Source organism: Bartonella sp. AD24XZML (assembly GCF_042196485.1).
GTDB lineage: Bacteria > Pseudomonadota > Alphaproteobacteria > Rhizobiales > Rhizobiaceae > Bartonella.
In genome coordinates, this window is sequence record NZ_JBHIQH010000105.1 from 1 (window position 1) to 19,889 (window position 19,889).

Genomic DNA, 19,889 nt, shown 5'->3' on the forward strand with positions numbered 1-19,889 from the left:
AGTGCTTGGGGGAGATTGGCTAGGCAAGAAGCTGGGGTAATACTATTGTTTATAGAGTGGTGCGGTGTGGAAGTTTCATTTAGCTTTATTCTGTAAATACGTAAAAGCGTAAAAACGGAAATGTGCAAAAAAGGAAAAGGCTTTATGTCGTTAGAGGCGTTGTGGTTAATGATACGCAATGTATAGGGATCGTGTTTTCGAAGGTAGGAAGAACAACATAAATGGAAGGAGTGGCTTAGAGGAAGCGTGTGAAGAGAGAGAAAATGGGGAAGGCTGTATGGGAAATGCATAGAGTATGAAGTGTGGGGCAGTGAAGCATGTTGTGAATGGTGAGTGAAGAATGGAGAAGGTTTTTGAGAAAAGGAAGGGCTTCTGTCGTGGGGGAGTGGTGTTTATCTGAAGGGCGCATGTTTAAGGTGTGGAAGGTGAGGAAAAGTTGGAGGGAGGATGATTGTTCGTAAGTTGTGGAAGGATTAGTCAGAGGTGTTGGGAAAATGCTTTAGGGGAAAAAATTAGCGTAATTTCTTGTCACACTGAAACCAAAATCATCATAAAAATTGAAGGAAATTAGCGGGTAAAATTGGTGGAAAAAAAGTTTTGATTCTTAAGGTGTGGGATGACGTTTTTTGAGAGCATGGAAGAGTAAACTTGAAAAACCTTTCCCTTTTTGTGGAATTTTTATTCACAAACTTAAGAAAATAGGGTATGAACGCTGGAAATAACGCGCAGCTTAACAAAATATGTGCACTGTAAAGGAAATGTTTGTTTATGTCAAAAGAAGAAGTTTTAGAATTTTCTGGTATCGTTACTGAACTCTTACCTAACGCGATGTTTCGTGTGAAACTGGAAAATGATCATGAAATTATTGCCCATACCGCTGGTAGAATGCGGAAAAATCGTATACGGGTGTTGGCCGGTGATAAAATCATGGTGGAAATGACGCCTTATGATTTGACAAAAGGGCGTATTACATATCGCTATAAGTAGCATCGTGGGTGGCTTGCACTTTTTTCTAAAAGCTATCATATTATTTCTATTATTTTTTAACAGTTTTTTAGCTTGCTTTTCATCAGTGAAAAAAGAGGAGTGTTTGAAGAGCCTTGAAAAACTGTAAAATCGTTTCGGAAAAAGGATAAGGAGATCAATAGCGCTTAAAAGGGAGCGCTAAAGGGGCGCTTAAAAAGGGGGCGCTAAAGGGGGTGAGAGGGAAGTCAATTGTGAAGGGGTGGAAATGAGAAATATAAGAGAGTGCGGGGAAAAACGTTTGGCAGATACTCTTACAGAAGAAATTCATTTGGTGCTTGCCTCCGCTTCGCCAAGGCGTTTAGCGCTCTTGGCACAAATAGGGATTGATCCCCAGCAGGTTTATGCAAGCGATATTGATGAAACGCCAAAATTAAAAGAACATCCTGCAAACCTTGCCAAACGTTTGGCAAAAGAAAAAGCGCTGAAAGCCCAAAAAATTTTGCGCTGGTACAGTCAGAATGGTCAAGAAAAATTACCTGGACAGAAAATGATTATCTTGGCGGCTGATACGGTGGTGGCTGTTGGGCGGACCATATTCCCCAAACCAGAAAGCGAGGATGAGGCTTATGAATGTTTACGATACCTTTCTGGGCGTTCGCATAAGGTCTATGGTGCCATTTGTGCGCTCAATGAACGTGGAAAAATAACCGTAAAATTGGTTGAAAGTCGTGTTCGTTTTAGACGCTTAACCTCTGCCATGATGAAGGCTTACCTTGCTTCAGGAGAATGGCAAGGGAAAGCGGGTGGCTACGCTATCCAAGGAAAAGCAGGGGCTTTTGTTGTCCATATCACGGGTTCTTATTCTAATGTTGTGGGATTGCCTTTGGCTGAAACAGCCGATCTCTTGACCGCTTATCACTATCCACTTTTCACTCACTGGGCTGAACAAACGCATTAGAAAAACTTTAAGGTAAGATCACTGCAAGGTGAAAAGCAACAAAAAGAGAAATGCAAAAATGAAAAAAAAGCAACAGAAGAAAAGTTAATGAAGAAGCCAATGACAAAGGTGTGCCAAGAACAAAAAGAGCTAAATTTGCAAAAAGAGACCCGTCCTCCGCATCCTTGTCCTATTTGTGGTCAGATGTCACAAAAATCTTCTTATCCTTTTTGTTCCACACGGTGCCGAGCTATTGATCTTAATCGTTGGCTTTCAGGCTCTTATATTTTACCACCCCCACCACAAGTAAGTGATGAAGAAGAATAAAGGGGATATTCCTCTTGAGAAAGAACGCTAAAGCGTTTTTTGTGTGGGAACTGAAGGGGAGGCGCGCGGGATTATCCTATATCAATCTATTTAAGAGCTGGATTAACGGCTTGCTTATTATCGTCATTCGCAAAGACGCAGATTAAGTTCAATCAACGATGGAAGTTTTAATACATATCTAAGACTTATTCCCAAAGGTTTTGTTTACCATGGATAATTATAAATTGCTTTGTTGCATGAAGGTCGATGGTGCCTTGTTGCAAGAAGGTTGTTGGTGCCTTTAGGGTGTGAGGAAAAATTGATAGTCCAATCAGTATTGCTAAGGAAAAAGAGGGGCGCGTGTTTTGGTGCAAAGAGACGGGGCAATAAAAAATCGCTTGTTGGTGCTTTTGCTGGGTAATGGTATGGTGTCATTTGGGGGCTGGATTGATTATATCGTGATTTTGACCGTATCTGTGTTCACGTGGAAAGCTGATCAATATGACGTCGCTTTGATTGGAGCGGCAACATTATTACCTGGTATCGTTCTGTCTAAGCCAATTGGAATGTTGGTAAGTCACCGTTCTATGATCCATTGGTTGCGGGCGTCACTGCTGTTACGGGCACTCTGTACTGTCGGTTTATTGATGGCGACGAGTCTGCAAGGATTTATTATACTGGCAGTTATTCGAGCGACATTCAACAGTCTAGCCATGCCTGCAATTTCTGTTCTTAGTGCAAATTCGGTGCCTGAAAACGGACGGACTCGTTACTATTCTGTGCTTAACATGATCAATAGCGCAGCAAAGATGATAGGACCTGCTTTGGGGAGTACGCTTTGTCGCGTTTTTATCAGATACATATACTTTATTGTTTTCTGGATTTTTGACATTGCTAGGCTTTATCGTGTTTTGTTGTCTTGGTGCACAACCTGTCTCGTCACTCATGATAAAAACAGCGAATACCATAAAATCAAAGCATAGGCTTTATGGGACAACTTGGTATGCCTATGTGGCGGTGATGTTTGTATATTTTGCCATGATCTTTATGGTGAATAATCAGTTGCCTGTTATTCTTAGTGCAATGAAAATGAATAAACAAGCTCTTAGGATGCTGGTATCGGCTTCGGCAATCGGTAATTTTCTCTATGGGTTTTGGAGTGTGAAACAATCTAAGCATAAACCCCTTACAGGCAAAATATCAGAGTTGTTAATGCCGGCAATGTCAACAATGATTGGTTTTTTCATGATCTCAGTGTGCTTTTTTTACTTTGATTTACTCCGGATTGAGACTTTGTTGCTATGTTTTTTCCTTATTGGAATGGTTAGCGCTTACTTTTCCATATCTTCTAATGTTTATCTGGTAAGCAATTTCAATGAACAGATTGGGGTGGCTTCCGGATGGGTGCAGTCTATACAAAATTTAGCTATGTTGGTGGCTCCCTTTGTTGGAACGTTTGTTTTAGGTCACACTTCGGCTGGAAAATTGTTCCTTCTTTCTGGATTGAGTGGATTATTCTGTTTATTGGCTATCAGGATATTGGTGAACCGTTCTTTGTTAATTGTTCGATCTCAATGATTGGCTCATCAATGAAACAAATGTTTTAAATCATTTTTCTGAGATTTAGAGGACGTGGAGATAATCCAACATAGAGCAGCTTTTTCAACGTCATAGATTCAATTTTTGATTTTTACTTAGCCGCTTATATGTTTTTTTCGGGGCTTTGCCTTCTTGATACGGTTCCACTGTCTCGTAAACGCAATAGGGGGCATGGTTTTGAGCGACAATGTCATTTTTGTTTAACTCCGCTTTGCTACGAATAGTCAAACTTAAAAACTCAGCTGCCAATCCTTAATCAGCTTGACTTGAAGCAATAATGAAAACAGAAAACGAGGAGCTATAGTGTGAATTATCTTATATGCCGTAAAATATCATTCTTGGAGGTATGGTGATATCAGGTATGGGAAACTTTAGGCAGGGGGTATGTTAATTGTTGCTCTTTTTCCTAATCAGAAATCAACCACAAGATTGCTTTTTGTTTTTTCGGCTGGAGCTCTCTAAAGTTTTTCAAAAGAGTGTGTTCTTTTTCGCTATAGGTGTATTGGTCGTGGTGTAAGAGAGTTTCTTTTGTGGGAAGATCTTCTTTTGTGGCAATGTCTGCATAAAAAAAGCTTATAGGGATATCCAGTTTTTGGGCGATTTTGAGTAAACATCCTGCGCTTACACGATTGAAGCCTTTTTCATACTTTTGGATTTGTTGGAAACTAACGCCTAAATGGCTTCCTAATTCTTTTTGGGAAAGGCTCATTGAAATGCGTCTGTGGCGGATTCTTTTGCCTATCAGAATGTCGATAAAATTTGGATTTTTAGTTGGCACTTCAAGCCCCCCTCCGGTTGCGAGCGCCCTCGCATTGGTATTCCGGGAGTCAAAATACTGAGCTCTAGTCAGTTTTTTTGCTTTTAGTGCGGAAACGCACCTGGACATGGCAAAAACTCCCGGAATTCCGGGATACCCACAAAAGTGGGCTCATTTTACGCTAGAGCTTAGGGTTTTTGAATCCCTCTTGATCGCTGCGTAGACGACCAAAATTACACTTTAAGTGATAAAGTAATTTCAGGAGATTGGCAAGAAAAATGAAAAATTTTCTATTCTGTTATACCGTAAAACGGCGCTATTTGAAGGAGGAGTGAAGAGCTTGAATATTCAGGATAGGGCTTAATTTGTTGAGCCTGGTGAAGTGCTGTCTTTTTTGGGGGGTGGAGACTGTAAGGGTACTAGGCAAAAAGCTGGATTCGTTTTCAGAACAGTGTTTACAGAGCAGCGCGGGTGGTGATGTGGAAATTTTATTTGGCTGTTTTCTGTGAATGTGTAAAAACGTGAAACGTATATTCGTCAAATAATGCGGAGGATTTGTACTGTGTGTATGCTTTTATCATGGCGTGGAATATGGTCAGAGAACTAGGGGACGCATTTGTGAATGGAGCGGGGAAAGCTGGGATGAAAAGGGGTGTTAAGTGCGTTTTCTGGAGAAAAGTATGTGGAGAATATTGGGAGGAAGGGCTTATTTGTCTTGTCTGATAAAGCGCGTCTTTTGAGGGGTGGTGATAATTATATGAAGTGATCAGTAGTCCTTCCCTAGATAAGAAGCTGGATTGTTTACGGACCAGTGTTTATCGAGCGGTGCGTGGGGTGGTGAATCTTTCGTTGGCTGTTTTCTGTGAATGTGTAAAAGCGTGAAAATGTGAATCTGTAAAAGTGAAGCGGAGGATTTATGGATTTATGTATTGTGCGTGTTTTGGGGTCACGTTGGGCTTTTGTCTGGCATGGATGGGGTGAGATAAATGGGGGGAGAACGAGCTTGTTAATCGAGGAGGGAAGCTGGAATGAAGAGTGCTGTAAGTCGTAAATGTTTGATGGGAGAGAAAAGGGGGGGCGTGGAATGGAGAGAGTGCCTATGGACAAAAGGAGGGCGTGGATAAGAGGTGGGGTGGTGTAAAGGATGCGTGAAGGATGGTGTGAGGGTGATAGAAGAGGGAGGTGAAGAGATAGAGAGGAAAGGGTGTGGGGCTTTGAAAGGGGGTGAGAATGGAGAAAATGCCCTGGAAAGTATGGAAAGTATGGTGATGTGGTGAGCTAAAGGGGATGAGAGCAGGGCTCGAAAAAATAACTGGGAAAGGGAGCCGTGGTGGGGAAATGAAAAAAAACTTCCTCACCCCCCAGTTGTTTTCAAAGGGGAGTGAGGGGGCTTATCAAGAAGAAAAAAGCTAGTTTCTTTTCATAATTTTCCAAGTTTTTCCATCAGACATATACATAATCTTTTGACCTGTGGTTATCTTTTGTGTGCCGTGAGTGGTGTGAAGCGTAGAACTGGAAGCCGCTAGATGATCTATAAAGATTGATTTCCACTTAAATAAATCAGGAGATGGCAAAAAGATATTGGGTGCCCAAGAACGATTTTTTGAACGAATAACGACAAGCTCTTTTTGTTTCAAAACGTTAGAAATTGTTTCTGCAGACAGATCTTTCCCATTGGAAATGGGTATTTCTGGTTTAGCAGTAGGCGAGGCTAAACCTCCAAAGTCGCTTATACTTGTCATGCAAAAGTTGGATGTACATGATGTTTGGATGAAGTCAGAATCTTGACACTTTCCTTGATTAGAAGCTTTCAGAATCGTTTCGTGTATCTTGTTTTGTTTTATGCCTTGAGGCTCAAAAAAAAATCGAACTTTGCGGACTTAAATCATAACAGGAGGAGAGATGTCTCTTCCAACGAGAATGGTCTTCAACAAAACTTGAAGATTTACGGAATTGGCCAAATGTATTTGGTACTTCTATGGTCCCAATATTCACTTGTTTACCCGTTATAAAATCGACTACTGTCGCTGTAACTAGATTTCCATTTTGGAATTCAAATTTATTTCCCCAGAAATAGATGGAGTTAGGCCCACCATCGTAATTTACTTGCTGGGTGAAAACAAATACATCAAATGATGCATTTTTAAGCCATTCATGCTCTATTGTAATAACTTTGCCGGCAAAAATGGCATAGCTTGGTTTACTTATCAGAAGGAATAAAAATATTAAAAGAATTTTTTTACAGTATTGTACATACTAAAACTCCTTTATCTTGATAAAGACAGTGTAAGTTTATAAGTATTAAAGCTTATATTTAATGTTTTGTTAAGTAAAAATAGAAAAATACTTTTGATTTTTACTCTAAACTATAGGCTGTAAAGACTGCTTTGTTTGAAATGTTTTTGCATGCTCCTTTCTGCTGTTCAAATTTAAGTTTTAATAGTGGAGTTTGTGGGTGAGAGTTTAAAAAGGGGAGTGATGATGTGGGGTATAAGAAAAGTTGCGGTTTTTATTTAAAATGATAGCGTATTTTTTTTCTCCCTCTTGCTATGAGGCTTGTAGAAACCCATATTCTTTTTAGCACTATGGTTCTTCTTCATGCTGCTTTTTTCGCGGTGTTTTTAGAGGATGGATAATCCTTTCTGGATGTTTCTTGTGTGGAATATTGGAGAGGTTAAAGTGTGGTGGTGGCTTGAGATTTAAGGAAAAAAAATGAACTTGGAAAAATATAGCGAACGCGTGCAGGGTTTTTTACAATCAGCACAAAATAGCGCTCTTGCTTCTGATCATCAGCAGTTTATGCCGGAGCATTTCCTGAAAGTGTTGTTAGATGATTCTCAAGGATTGGCTGCATCGCTTATCCAAAACGCTGGTGGTGATCTTACTCTTATTCAAAAGGCGCTAAAAGAAGCACTTAATGCTTTGCCTAAGGTGCAAGGGGGAAATGGACAGCTCTATCTTTCGCAGCCATTGGCAAAAGTTTTCGCGCTGGCTGAGGATATTGCGAAAAAAGCCGGTGATCAATTTGTGACCGTGGAGCGCATGTTACAAGCGCTGATCATGGAAAAGACCGCAAAAACAGCCGATATTTTAACAAGTGGAGGATTGACCCCGCAAGCGCTTAATCGGGCAATTAATGCGCTGCGGAAAGGAAAAACAGCAACAAGCCCCCATGCCGAAGGACAATATGATGCCTTGCAAAAATATGCCCGGGATCTCACAAAAGATGCCCGTGAAGGAAAACTCGACCCTGTGATTGGGCGGGAAGAGGAAATCCGCCGCACTATTCAGGTGCTCTCACGGCGGACGAAAAATAATCCCGTGTTGATTGGTGAGCCTGGGGTGGGGAAAACAGCTATTGTGGAAGGGTTAGCTCTGCGCATTATCAATGGCGATGTGCCTGAAACTTTGCGGGATAAACAGCTTCATGCGCTGGATATGGGAGCGCTTATCGCTGGTGCAAAATATCGTGGGGAATTCGAAGAGCGCCTTAAAGCGGTGCTGGCAGAGGTGCAAGCTGAAAATGGACAAATTATCCTCTTTATTGATGAATTGCACAATCTTGTTGGCGCTGGAAAATCTGACGGTCCTATGGATGCTTCTAACTTGTTAAAACCTGCTCTTGCACGCGGAGAACTCCATTGTGTGGGCGCTACTACGCTCGATGAATATCGAAAATATGTCGAAAAAGATGCTGCTTTGGCACGCCGCTTTCAACCTGTCTTTGTACCTGAACCCTCTTTGGAAGATACTATTTCTATCTTGCGCGGTATTAAGGAAAAATATGAACAACATCACAAAGTGCGCTTGGCTGATAGTGCTTTGATTGCGGCCGCGCGTTTGTCTAACCGCTATATTACGGATCGCTTCTTGCCGGATAAAGCTATTGATCTTATCGATGAAGCGGCGGCGCGGTTGCGCATGCAGGTCGATTCAAAGCCGGAAGAACTCGATGCTGTTGATCGGCGTATTTTACAGTTGAAGATCGAACGGGAAGCTTTGAAAACAGATGTCGAGCCAACAGCAAAAGAACGTTTGAAAAATGTGCAGGAGGAACTGAAAACATTGGAACAACAGTCCGCTGAGATGACAAGTGCTTGGCAGGCTGAGAAACAAAAATTAGGGCATGCTGCTGATTTGAAAAAACAACTCGAAGAAGCCCGTAATGCTTTGGCTATTGCACAGCGTGATGGACAATTCCAACGCGCTGGAGAGCTCGCTTATAGCGTTATCCCTGAACTCGAAAAACAATTGAGTATCGCGGAAAATGATGACCAACAAAATCATCTCGTTGAAGAGACGGTCTCTGCTGAACATGTGGCGCGGATTGTTTCGCGCTGGACCGGTATTCCTGTTGATCGAATGCTGGAGGCAGAACGGGAGGCGCTGTTGCGGATGGAAGATGAAATTAGCAAACGTGTGATTGGGCAGGGAGAGGCTGTTCAAGCTGTTTCTCGCGCTGTACGCCGTGCGCGCGCAGGGTTGCAAGATCCTAATCGGCCCCTTGGATCTTTCATGTTTTTGGGTCCTACCGGTGTGGGGAAAACCGAATTAACCAAAGCTCTTGCCGCTTTTCTTTTCCAAGACTCCAATGCCATGTTGAGCATCGATATGTCGGAATATATGGAAAAACATGCTGGGGCGCGGCTGATTGGGGCACCTCCTGGATATGTTGGATATGAAGAGGGGGGGGTGCTGACGGAGGCTGTACGTAGAAGACCTTACCAGGTCATTCTGTTTGACGAAATTGAAAAAGCACACCCTGATATTTTTAATCTCTTGTTGCAAGTGTTGGATGAGGGGCGCTTGACCGATAGTCAAGGGCGTACCGTTGATTTTCGCAATACCTTGCTGATTATGACCTCAAATCTTGGTGCTGAGTTCTTAACTGCTTTGCCTGAAGGGCAAACCGTTGATCAGGCAAAAAATGATGTCATGAATGTCGTCAAAGCCGCTTTCCGTCCGGAGTTTTTAAATCGTATCGATGAGATTATCCTTTTTCAGAGGTTGCAACGCAAGGATATGGAGGCTATCGTTGATATCCAGATACAACATTTGCAAAATTTGCTCAATGAACGCAAAATAACTTTGCAAATCGAGCCAGAGGTGAGAAAATTTCTTGCCGATAAAGGCTATGATCCGCTCTATGGTGCGCGTCCGCTTAAACGGATTATTCAAAAAGAAATTCAAGATCCACTGGCGGAAAATATCTTATTTGGAAAAATTCACGATGAGACAACGGTGAAAATTACAAAACAAGGAGATCGGTTGGAATTTTTGCCTGAAGATTAAGTGTGGAAAAATTCACGCTATAAAGGGCGGTGATAATCTTATTATGCGATAAAACACCGCTCTTTGAGGCGTGCTGATTTAGAAAAATTCACGATGAAACAAGCGGTGTTTTATTGCAAAGCAAAGGGAGTGGTCGGTGTTTTTGCATGTTAAATGAGTGTTCTCGAATATCGTAGGATTCTTTTACTTCTGGTTGTAGTGAAAGCTATTTTCTTGCAATGTTATAAGTGAAGTCACAAGCGGGATTGCTTTATTGCTTTGTGCGTAAAAGCGTTAAAGAGAAATGCCGTTTATCCGCCGTAAAACACTGCTCTTTGAAGGGGTGTGGGGGAGCTGGTTTGAATTTGACTTAAGGATGTTTTGTTGTTTGATATATTAGCAAATAACGTTGATCGTTGCTCTTTTTCCTAATCAGAAATCAACCACAAGATTGCTTTTTGTTTTTTCGGCTGGAGCTCTCTAAAGTTTTTCAAAAGGGTGTGTTCTTTTTCGCTATAGGTTTCTTGATTGTGGTGTAAGAGGTTTTTTTTTGTGGGAAGATCTTCTTTTGTGGCAATGTCTGCATAAAAAAAGTTCATAGGAACTTCTAGTTTTTGAGCGATTTCCAGTAAACATTTGGCACTTACACGATTGAAGCCTTTTTCGTATTTTTGGATTTGTTGGAAACTGACACCTAAATGGCTTCCTAATTCTTTTTGAGAAAGTCCCATTGCAATGCGTCTATGACGGATTCTTTTGCCTATCAAAATGTCGATAAAATGTGGATTTTTAGTTGGCACTTCAAGCCCCCCCTCCGGTTGCGAGCGCCCTCGCATTGGTATTCCGGGAGTCTAAAAGTACTGAACTCGAATCAGTTTTTTTGCTTTTAGTGCTGAGAAGCACCTGGACATAGCAAAAACTCCCGGAATTCCGGGATATCCGCAAAGCGGGACAAATTCATGTACGAGTTTTCGGGCTTTTAGCTCCCTATTTGACCGCTGCGTATACGATCAAAAACACAGGTCAATTCATAAGGCAATTTCAGAAAATTGGCAAGAAAAATTAAAATAATATCAAAGACTATAAGATTGGGTACTTTTTAAAAAAGTGCGAAATATGGATTTTTAGTTGGCACTTCAAGTCCCCCTCCGGTTGCGAGCGCCCTCGCATTGGTATTCCGGGAGCCTGAAAGCACTGACCTCGAATCAGCATTTTGCTTTTAGTGCCAAAGCACCTGGACATAGCAAAAACTCCCGGAATTCCGGGATATCCGCAAAGCGGGACAAATTCATGTACGAGTTTTCGGGCTTTTAATCCCTATTGATCGTTGCGTGGACGATCAAAATTACACTTTAAGTGATAAAGTAATTTCAGAAGATTAGCAAGAAAAATCAAGAATTTTCTATTCTATTATGCCGTAAAACACTGCTCTTTGAGGGGTGTTGGTTTGAATGTGACTTAAGGGGAATATGAATGGAATAATGTTGATTAGTGCGCTGTTGCTTAATCAGAAATCAACCACAAGATTGCTTTTTGTTTTTTCGATTTGAGCTCTCTAAAGTTTTTTAAAAGGGTGTGTTCTTTTTCGCTATAGGTTTCTTGATTGTGGTGTAAGAGGGTTTCTTTTGTGGGAAGATCTTCTTTTGTGGCAATGTCTGCATAAAAAAAGTTCATAGGAACTTCTAGTTTTTGAGCAATTTCCAGTAAACATTTGGCACTTACACGGTTTGAGCCTTTTTCATATTTTTGGATTTGTTGGAAACTGACACCTAAATGGCTTCCTAATTCTTTTTGGGAAAGCCCCATGGAAATGCGTCTATGACGGATTCTTTTGCCTATCAAAATGTCGATAAAATGTGGATTTTTAGTTGGCACTTCAAGTCCCCCTCCGGTTGCGAGCGCCCTCGCATTGGTATTCCGGGAGTCTGAAAGTACTGAGCTCTAGTCAGCTTTTTGCTTTTAGTGTTGAGAACACCTGGACATAGCAAAATCTCCCGGAATCCCGGGATACCCGCAAAGCGGGATAAATTTATGTGTCAAGTCTTCGGGTTTTTAATCCCTATTGATCGTTGCGTAGACGACCAAAATTACACTTTAAGTGATAAAGTAATTTCAGAAGATTGGCAAGAAAAATCAATATGCTATAAAACGGTGTTATTTGGAGGGGGGATGATATCAAGTATATCAATTTCCACATTTAGGTGTTTTTTAGAGTGTGTGGTGAATATTTTTGGCTGGGCTTATCTTGTCTGGTCTGATGAAACAGTCTCGTTTGAGGGGGACGTCTGAAGACTGTAAGGGGTACTAGGCAAAAAGCTGGGTTCGTTTATAGACTATTGTTTATAGAGCGGTGCGGGGTGGTGAACCTTTCGTTGGCTTTGTTCTGTAATGATGTAAAAGCGTAAAAATGTGAATCTGTAAAAGTGAAGTGGGGGATTTGTGGATTATATATTGTGCGTGTTTTTGGTCACTTTGGGCTTTTGGGGGCGTGGAATGTGGTGCGAGAATTGGGGGGACGTGTTTTCGTCAATGGAAGTTTAGAGGAAGAGGGGTGTTAAGTTGTTAAGTGTGTGATGGGAGAGAAAAAGGGGAATGGAGGATGAAGAGAGTGTGCATGGATAGGAGGAGAGTGTGGGTAAGGCGGTGGCGCAAAGAGATGCGTGAAGGATGGCGAGGAGATAGGGCTTGATTTGTTGAGCCTGACGAAGTGCTGTCGTTTGAGGAGTGGTTGGGTGCAAGCTTTATTTTGTGGGGAAAGCTGCTTTTTGACGTGGGATTGTAGACTAGTGCTGGTTGGGAATTTTCATTCTTTGAGACGTGGGGTGGAGGTCAATGTAATAATATGGAAGATTGTGATCTAATAGTTTTTACATTCTTTCTTTTTTTAAAGATATTACTTGATATTAGAGTAAATGCTTATATCAATAGGAGTATTTCTTTAAAAATTTTCACTTAACTTATTAAGCGATTTATTAGAATAAAAGACTCTTCTGAAGTTCATATCACCAATTGTATCGAAGGAAGTGTAACTTTAAGTGTAGCAAAGTTTAACATCGGATGGTTGATATGAATTTGTTTTTAAAAAAGAGTCCTTTAGCTCTTTTTTGCTCTCTCTTTATTTCTAAAGTTGGTGATTATGCTTATGAAGTTGTTTTTATTTTACTTGTCTTAGAATTAACAGATAACACCTTTTTTACAGGTCTTGTGTATTTTTTTCGATTTATCCCTTTTCTCTTTTTTGGCCCTATAGGAGGTTGGTTAGCGGATAATTTTTCTTTGAAGAAAAATATGATCTTAAGTGAAGTTGTTAGATTATTAGCTTCATTATTCGTTCTTATAACCACTATAACAGGAACTGCGCATATCATTGTTCTTATTTTTGCAGCAATATGTACAACGATAGGAAGAAGTATTTTCCAACCAAGTTTTCAAGCTGCTATTCCCCGAATGTTTTCAATAAAAGATCTTACAAAGGCCAATAGCATTGCTCAAATTATCATGGAAACTGCATCCGTCATTGGCCCTTTGGTTTGTTCCCTACTGCTTTTTTTAGTAAATAAATCGGCAGTACTCATTTTTGATTTTTTTACCTATTTTATATCTATTATCGTGTTATTTAATCTCGTGAATTTAGATTCAAGCGAGAATAAGCCTTTCAATTTTATAAAAATTTATCGAGAAACCGCTTCCTATCTTCAATATATTTCTACTGAAAATAAACATTTATTCATTACGCTCGTTGGTTCGTCGTTTGCTATTCTCTTTACGGGTGCAATTTTAAGATTTTTAATTCCAGCTTTTATTCTTTCTGTAGGTGGAGAGGAAAGATTTGTGAGTTATATTTTTTCTCTCATGGCTGTTGGAACTATTGTTGGTGGTTTGTTCTATAGTAAAATTATATTAAATGTTACATCGTTGAAGCTCATGATATTTTGGCTTCTTTATGGGGTTATCCTGTTTGTTATGCCTTTAGCTGCTGGACTTTATTTAAAATTCCTTCTCGTGTTAGCATTTGTTCTAGGATTTATTGGTGCCTTTGTGGATATTGGTTTAGTCTCAGCTATTCAATTATATTCTCGTCGTGAAGATTTTGGTAAGAGTTTTGGAACCTTTTCAACGTTAGCGAACTCTGCGGAAGCAATCTCTGGCTTTATTGCTGGACTTTTGGCTCTCGTGGGATTATTAAGCTCTTTTTTAGCTATGTCCGCATTAATTATTTCCACCGGAATTATTGGCGTTGTAAAAATTAAGAAAAATAAAGATGTAACACCCCTCAACACGACAGTCGATGACGACCATTGATATATTTGATATCTCCATGCCGTTTCTTTTTTCTAAAGACGGTTCGCTAATTATCTTATTCATGAGATAAAAACACAGCTCTTTGAAGGGGGTGATCTGAAACGAATGAGTGGTCAGTGGTGGAAACTTGCTAGGCAAGCATTTGAATTCTTTACAGACCGTTGTTTATAGAGTGGTACGGGGCCGGTGAACCTTTCCTTGGTTTCGTTCTGTAATGATGTAAAAGCGTAAAAATGTGAATCTGTAAAAGTGAAGCGGAGGATTTATGGATTTATGTATTGTGCGTGTTTTTTGTCATGATATGGAGGGGTGAGAAGGATTGGGGGAAGTGTCTTCGTAGGAATGGAGGGGAAATGAAGGGTGCTGTGCGTTGGTTTATGTAATGCAACACACCATGAAAGTAAGTATACATATACTATATGTATACTACATGCTTTACATGTGTTTTTTCGTACTTTTAACATATATATTTTGTGTCTTAAACATAAGCTTTGAGTACTATGAGAGATGGTGGTCGTTTTTTTAACAAGCGAGAAAGTGATTAACTAATGCTTGATAGTAAAGCAGTATGTTGTTAAGGCTATTCTTTGAAAGGAGGCTCTTATTTCTGGTGTAGGAGCTTTTCAGAAGAGAATGCAATTAATAGGGGAGTTAAGATGTCAAAATATTTATTTCCGTTACCGCTTGTATTGGTGGCTGGTTGTGCATCTATCAGTAATTATTCATCAAGTTATGTCAGTTCAAATATTACGAAAGATGATGTAAAATTAATTGCTAACGATTTTGTTCGTAATCTTAAAAAACCTTTACCGCCCGCTACAACAACACTTATTGTGAAAAAAAATAAAACAGAAGACAACTTTACTCCTGTATTTATTGATCTCTTGCGACGGAATGGATATAACGTAATCTATACAGATCAACCAAACAAACAGCAAAATGGTGTAATCTTGACTTATCAAATAACGCCAATAAAGACAGGTATCCTGTCTATGGTTTCTTATGATGAGGTTGGAGTAACGCGTTATTATATCCGCACTTATAATAGATGAAATCCCTTTGCCGGTTTGTCTCAAAGAAGTAGATAATGAAGAAATGTGTTTCAGGGGAAGTGTTGGGATTGAATTAATCAATAAAAATTTGCAGATGTGAAATTGCATATTCAGACGATAGTTATTCGTAGTCTCGTTTACAATTTCAGTGTTGTAACGAAGAAAGATGTCGTTTTATCTGTTTGCAATTCTTCATGTTCTGTCTCAGTTATATAGCGCTTTTATCGTTTCTGTCTTATAGAAAATTACTTTCTGTTCTACGGCTCTATATGCCAATCTAATAGTCAGATCTGATCAATCAAATTCATATGAGCTCTCTACAGAAATCTGTTGTTTGAGATTGTTGTAAAGGTGTTTTGTTTTTATCAAATTATCGCGTGGTGGTTTGGGAGTTTCCTTTGGCTGCGTTCTGTAATGATGTAAAAGCGTAGAAATGTGAATCTGTAAAATGAAGCGGAGGATTTGTGCTTTGTGAGAGCTTTTATCATGGCATGGAATGTGGTGGGAAGGATTGGGGGAAGTGTCTTCGTGAATGGAGGAGAAAGTTGGGATGAAGAGTGTTGTTGAAGTGCGTTTTCTGGAGAAGAGTGTGTGGGGAATGGCTGTGAACAGATTGCAGAGCTGATGTGTAAAGAGATGTGAAGAGAGAAAAATCTCGTGGTGGGCGTTTATATTCTATGCGGAGCTTAACAATTATAGTTGCATCTATATTTGTATGGGGGATATCCGTGAAATGGGTGTGAGAAGCATTGAGAGGTGTTTTTTTAATAAGTGGGTGAATGAGCAATACAATGAAAGCCTATTTAGGGGGAAGCCCATTTAGAGGGGGAAGGCTATTTAGGAAAAATCCTATTTTAGCTCTTGTTGTTTTAGACATTGTGTTTTGTATGAGGGGAATTTTGCAGGAAAGGGTGTTTTGAGGGATGTGGCTTCCTTAAAGAAAAACACAAAAATATAAAAACTTGACAAGGTAAATGTAAAAAGGTATCATAATGATACAATCGGAATTGTGCGTTTAAATCAGAAGAGTCTTTTGATAAGATTCTGTGAGAGGGGTGGGGATGTTTTTCCAAGGTTTTGGTGTTTGTTATCCTATGATGTTGTAAACCGGTGCCTAAACCGTTTTTTGAGATATGGTGGTATCAGGCGGGCAAGGCTTTAGGCTGAGGGGAATATTGGCAACGGATGTCGATTGATGGGCTTTTGCTTAATCAGAAATCAACCACAAGATTGCTTTTTGTTTTTTCGGTTTGAGTTCTCTAAAGTTTTTTAAAAGGGCGTGTTCTTTTTCGCTATAGGTGTCTTGATCGTGGTGTGAGAGATTTTCCTTTGTGGGAATATCTGCTTTTATCGCAATATCGGCATAAAAAAAGGTAATGGGAACTTTTAGGATATTGGCAATTTCTTGTAAGCGTCCCGCGCTTACACGATTGAAGCCTTTTTCATATTTTTGGATTTGTTGAAAACTGACGCCTAAATAGCTTCCTAACTCTTTTTGAGAAAGTCCCATTGAAATGCGTCTGTGACGGATTCTTTTGCCTATCGAAATATCATTGAAATGTGAATTTTTAGTTTGCACTTCAAGCTCCCCTCCAGTTGCGAGCGCCCTCGCATGAGTATTCCGGGAGGTTGAAAGCACTGAACTCAAATCAGCTTTTTGCTTTTAGTGCTGACAAGCACTTGGACATAGCAAAAACTCCCGGAACTCCGGGATACCCACAAAGTGGGGTAAATTAATGTTTGAGTTTTCGGGCTTCAACTCCCTATTGATCGCTGCGTAGACGATCAAGGCACCTTTTGAGTGATAAAGTAATTTCAAGGGATTGGCAAGAACAATTAAAAGATTTGGAAAATGAGAGCATTTTTTTGTATCTTAAAAACTGTCTCATTATCTTCTTATGCCTTATGCCTTATGCCTTATGCCTTATGCTGTAAAATATTGTCATTTGAGGTAGGGTGAGATGGGGGCATTAGAGGCAAGGATATGCCGTCGACGGATCTTCAAGCATATCAATAATTCGGGCATATCAATAAGGTGCTTTTTGTGAGAGTGTCTGGATATTTGAGGGTAGGGATTATCTATCCGTGTCTGGTGAAACAGTATCCTTTGAGGGGTGGTGAGGGGTGTTTTCCAAGTGCAACTGTACGCGATAAAAATTGAATTGTTTACAGACTCTTGTTTATTGAGTGGTGGGCTGGTTTGGAAATTTCATTTGGCTACTTTCTGTAAAGATGTAAAAGCGTAAAAACGTGAATCCGTAAAAGTGAAGTGAAGGATTTATGCGTTGTATGTTTTTGTCTTGACATGGAATGTGGTCGGAGAACTAGGGTGCGCGTTTGTGAATGAAACGGTGATCTGTGAAGTCAATAAGGGGTATTTGGTTGGCAAGAGGCTGGATTATAGTTTACAAACTGGTGCGGGATAGAAGATTTATCCAGTGGGGAAATCTGTTTTTTGAAGTGGAATTGTCGACTCGTACTTATAGGAATTTTTGCTCTTTCAGGTGTGGTGATCTGAAATCAGTAAGAAAACCCGCTGGATAAGCTAGCTGGATTGTTAACAGATCAGTGTTTACTCAGTGGTGCATGGGGTGCTGATGTGGGCGTTTCGTTTGGTTTTTTTCTGTAAATATAGAAAAGCGTAAAAACGGTGTCCGTAAAATGAAGCAGAGGATTTGGGCTTTATATGGGCTTTTACTTAATCAGAAATCAACCACAAGATTGCTTTTTGTTTTTTCGGTTTGAGTTCTCTAAAGTTTTTTAAAAGGGCGTGTTCTTTTTCGCTATAGGTGTCTTGATCATGGGGGAGAGCATTTTCTTTTGTGACAATATCGGCTTTTATCGCAATATCGGCATAAAAAAAGGTAATGGGAACTTTTAAGATATTGGCAATTTCTTGTAACCGTCCTGCGCTTACACGATTGAAGCCTTTTTCATACTTTTGGATTTGTTGGAAACTGACACCTAACTGGCTTCCTAACTCTTTTTGAGAAAGCCCCATTGAAATGCGTCTGTGACGGATTCTTTTGCCTATCGAAATATCATTGAAATGTGAATTTTTAGTTTGCACTTCAAGCTCCCCTCCGGTTGCGAGCGCCCTCGCATGAGTATTCCGGGAGGTTGAAAATACTGACACTCGGATCAGCTTTTTGCTTTTAGTGCTGAAAAGCACTTGGACATAGCAAAAACTCCCGGAATTCCGGGATATCCGCAAAGCGGGATAAATTTATGTACCGAGCGTTCGGGTTTTCAACTCCCTATTTGACCGTTGCGTGGACGATCAAAAACACAAGCCTATCAGTAAAGTAGTTTCGGAAGATTGGCAAGAACAATTAAAAGATTTGGAAAATGAGAGCATTTTTTGTATCTTAAAAATTGTCTCATTATCTTCTTATGCCTCATGCTGTAAAATATTGTCATTTGAGGTGGACTGAGAAGAGGCTATTAGAGCAGGGATATGTCGTCGAGGGAGCTTTAAGCATATCAATAATTCGGGCATATCAATAAGGTGCTTTTTGTGAAAAAGTGTGGGGAATATTTGGGGGTAGGGCTTATCTATCCGTGTCTGGTGAAACAGCATTCTTTGAGGGGTGGTGAGGGGTGTTTTCCAAGTGCAACTGTACGCGATAAGAAGTGGGATTGATCAGTGCTAAAATTTTGTTCTTTGAATGGCGGAGAGAGCAAAAATATTCAGGGTGAAAGTTGCTTATAGAGCCTTATGAAATACTGTCCTTTGAGGTCTAGTGATCTGAAATTAGTAGGGGAATCCGTTAGAGTGAGAAGCTGTGTTGTTGACAAATCCGTGTTTACAGAGCTGCGTGGGGTGGTGGTTTGGAAATTTCGTTTGGCTACCTTCTGTAAAGATGGAAAAGCGTAAAAACGTGAATCCGTAAAAGTGAAGTGAAGGATTTATGCGTTGTATGTTTTTGTCTTGACATGGAATGTGGTCGGAGAACTAGGGCGCGCGTTTGTGAATGGAGCGGAGAAAGCTGGGATGAAGAGGGGTGTTAAGGTGTTGACTGGAGAAAAGTGTGTGAGGGAATATTTTAGGGCAGTGCTTATCTGTCTTGCCTGATAAAATTGCCTTCTTTGAGGTGTCGTGATCTGAAGCTTATATTTTAAGGGTGTTGGATATATTGGTGAGGGATGTTGACGGGTGCGCTTTTGTCTAATCAGAAATCAACCACAAGATTGCTTTTTGTTTTTTCGCTTCGAGTTCTCTAAAGTTTTTTAAAAGGGCGTGTTCTTTTTCGCTATAGGTGTCTTGATCGTGGTGTGAGAGATTTTCCTTTGTGGGAATATCTGCTGTTAAAAGGTCCGCATAAAAAAAGTTCATAGGAATCTCTAGCTTTTTGGCAATTTCGAGCAAACACCCCGCGCTTACACGATTTAAACCTTTTTCGTATTTCTGGATTTGTTGGAAACTGACACCTAAATGGCTTCCTAATTCCTTTTGAGAAAGCCCCATTGAAATGCGTCTGTGACGGATTCTTTTGCCTATTGAAATATCATTGAAATGTGAATTTTTAGTTTGCACTTCAAGCTCCCCTCCGGTTGCGAGCGCCCTCGCATAAGTATTCCGGGAGTTTGAAAGCACTGAGCTCAGTCAGCCTTTTGCTTTTAGTGCTGACAAGCACTTGGACATAGCAAAATCTCCCGGAATTCCGGGATACCCGCAAAGCGGGATAAATTTATGTAC

Annotated in this window: 18 protein-coding genes; 11 read left to right on the plus strand and 7 right to left on the minus strand. The window is 40.3% G+C overall.

Features of this window, described 5'->3' with window-relative positions; all coding sequences use genetic code 11:
* The first annotated feature begins 768 nt into the window (after positions 1 to 768).
* From infA to ACFIMX_RS09540, 5 genes are all read left to right on the plus strand, one after another.
* Positions 769 to 987: a translation initiation factor IF-1 gene (infA, locus tag ACFIMX_RS09520; protein ID WP_004857577.1), complete on the plus strand. Its 219-nt coding sequence runs from the start codon at positions 769 to 771 to the stop codon at positions 985 to 987.
* 244 nt (positions 988 to 1,231) lie between these two features.
* Positions 1,232 to 1,924: a Maf family nucleotide pyrophosphatase gene (locus ACFIMX_RS09525; RefSeq protein ID WP_375639401.1), complete on the plus strand. Its 693-nt coding sequence runs from the start codon at positions 1,232 to 1,234 to the stop codon at positions 1,922 to 1,924.
* 87 nt (positions 1,925 to 2,011) lie between these two features.
* Positions 2,012 to 2,230 carry a DNA gyrase inhibitor YacG gene (gene yacG, locus ACFIMX_RS09530; protein WP_375617977.1) on the plus strand — a complete coding sequence of 73 codons (219 nt, stop codon included), beginning with the start codon at positions 2,012 to 2,014 and terminating at the stop codon, positions 2,228 to 2,230.
* 347 nt (positions 2,231 to 2,577) lie between these two features.
* Positions 2,578 to 3,192: an MFS transporter gene (locus ACFIMX_RS09535; RefSeq protein ID WP_375694395.1), complete on the plus strand. Its 615-nt coding sequence runs from the start codon at positions 2,578 to 2,580 to the stop codon at positions 3,190 to 3,192.
* Positions 3,116 to 3,787: a hypothetical protein gene (locus ACFIMX_RS09540; protein ID WP_375694379.1), complete on the plus strand. Its 672-nt coding sequence runs from the start codon at positions 3,116 to 3,118 to the stop codon at positions 3,785 to 3,787. The genes ACFIMX_RS09535 and ACFIMX_RS09540 overlap by 77 nt, the downstream gene beginning before the upstream one ends.
* Before the next feature lie 427 nt (positions 3,788 to 4,214).
* Here the strand turns inward: ACFIMX_RS09540 and ACFIMX_RS09545 are convergent, their stop codons facing one another.
* Complete coding sequence (locus ACFIMX_RS09545; protein WP_375694396.1) at positions 4,215 to 4,586, minus strand: helix-turn-helix domain-containing protein; 372 nt, start codon at positions 4,584 to 4,586, stop codon at positions 4,215 to 4,217.
* Between the two features lie 1,106 nt (positions 4,587 to 5,692).
* Here ACFIMX_RS09545 and ACFIMX_RS09550 point away from each other — a divergent pair.
* Positions 5,693 to 5,842 carry a hypothetical protein gene (locus tag ACFIMX_RS09550; protein ID WP_375694380.1) on the plus strand — a complete coding sequence of 50 codons (150 nt, stop codon included), beginning with the start codon at positions 5,693 to 5,695 and terminating at the stop codon, positions 5,840 to 5,842.
* A gap of 132 nt (positions 5,843 to 5,974) precedes the next feature.
* Here the strand turns inward: ACFIMX_RS09550 and ACFIMX_RS09555 are convergent, their stop codons facing one another.
* Complete coding sequence (locus tag ACFIMX_RS09555) at positions 5,975 to 6,307, minus strand: hypothetical protein (RefSeq protein WP_375639399.1); 333 nt, start codon at positions 6,305 to 6,307, stop codon at positions 5,975 to 5,977.
* Positions 6,308 to 7,277: 970 nt separating this feature from the next.
* Here ACFIMX_RS09555 and clpB point away from each other — a divergent pair.
* Positions 7,278 to 9,857 (plus strand): ATP-dependent chaperone ClpB, encoded by a 2,580-nt coding sequence (clpB, locus tag ACFIMX_RS09560; RefSeq protein WP_375694381.1) that lies wholly within the window; start codon positions 7,278 to 7,280, stop codon positions 9,855 to 9,857.
* 407 nt (positions 9,858 to 10,264) lie between these two features.
* On the opposite strand, the gene ACFIMX_RS09565 is transcribed toward clpB, so the two are convergent.
* A complete protein-coding gene (locus tag ACFIMX_RS09565) occupies positions 10,265 to 10,636 on the minus strand; it encodes a helix-turn-helix domain-containing protein (protein WP_375694397.1) in 372 nt (123 codons plus the stop codon).
* A gap of 703 nt (positions 10,637 to 11,339) precedes the next feature.
* Positions 11,340 to 11,711 (minus strand): helix-turn-helix domain-containing protein, encoded by a 372-nt coding sequence (locus ACFIMX_RS09570; RefSeq protein ID WP_375694382.1) that lies wholly within the window; start codon positions 11,709 to 11,711, stop codon positions 11,340 to 11,342.
* A gap of 1,191 nt (positions 11,712 to 12,902) precedes the next feature.
* Here ACFIMX_RS09570 and ACFIMX_RS09575 point away from each other — a divergent pair.
* Positions 12,903 to 14,138, plus strand: a complete 1,236-nt coding sequence (locus ACFIMX_RS09575) for an MFS transporter (RefSeq protein ID WP_375639984.1) — start codon at positions 12,903 to 12,905, stop codon at positions 14,136 to 14,138.
* Positions 14,139 to 14,794: 656 nt separating this feature from the next.
* Positions 14,795 to 15,190 (plus strand): hypothetical protein, encoded by a 396-nt coding sequence (locus ACFIMX_RS09580; protein WP_375617983.1) that lies wholly within the window; start codon positions 14,795 to 14,797, stop codon positions 15,188 to 15,190.
* Positions 15,191 to 16,397: 1,207 nt separating this feature from the next.
* Here the strand turns inward: ACFIMX_RS09580 and ACFIMX_RS09585 are convergent.
* Positions 16,398 to 16,769 (minus strand): helix-turn-helix domain-containing protein, encoded by a 372-nt coding sequence (locus tag ACFIMX_RS09585; protein ID WP_375617984.1) that lies wholly within the window; start codon positions 16,767 to 16,769, stop codon positions 16,398 to 16,400.
* A 706-nt stretch (positions 16,770 to 17,475) separates the two neighbouring features.
* Between ACFIMX_RS09585 and ACFIMX_RS09590 the strand changes: the two genes are divergently transcribed.
* Complete coding sequence (locus ACFIMX_RS09590) at positions 17,476 to 17,616, plus strand: hypothetical protein (RefSeq protein ID WP_375694383.1); 141 nt, start codon at positions 17,476 to 17,478, stop codon at positions 17,614 to 17,616.
* A 272-nt stretch (positions 17,617 to 17,888) separates the two neighbouring features.
* On the opposite strand, the gene ACFIMX_RS09595 is transcribed toward ACFIMX_RS09590, so the two are convergent.
* Positions 17,889 to 18,260, minus strand: coding sequence for a helix-turn-helix domain-containing protein (locus tag ACFIMX_RS09595; RefSeq protein ID WP_375639978.1), 372 nt, complete (start codon positions 18,258 to 18,260; stop codon positions 17,889 to 17,891).
* 447 nt (positions 18,261 to 18,707) lie between these two features.
* On the opposite strand from ACFIMX_RS09595, the gene ACFIMX_RS09600 reads away from it, so the two are divergent.
* Positions 18,708 to 18,833 carry a hypothetical protein gene (locus ACFIMX_RS09600; protein ID WP_375639977.1) on the plus strand — a complete coding sequence of 42 codons (126 nt, stop codon included), beginning with the start codon at positions 18,708 to 18,710 and terminating at the stop codon, positions 18,831 to 18,833.
* 525 nt (positions 18,834 to 19,358) lie between these two features.
* Here ACFIMX_RS09600 and ACFIMX_RS09605 read toward each other — a convergent pair.
* A complete protein-coding gene (locus ACFIMX_RS09605) occupies positions 19,359 to 19,727 on the minus strand; it encodes a helix-turn-helix domain-containing protein (RefSeq protein WP_375639975.1) in 369 nt (122 codons plus the stop codon).
* Positions 19,728 to 19,889: the final 162 nt, after the last annotated feature.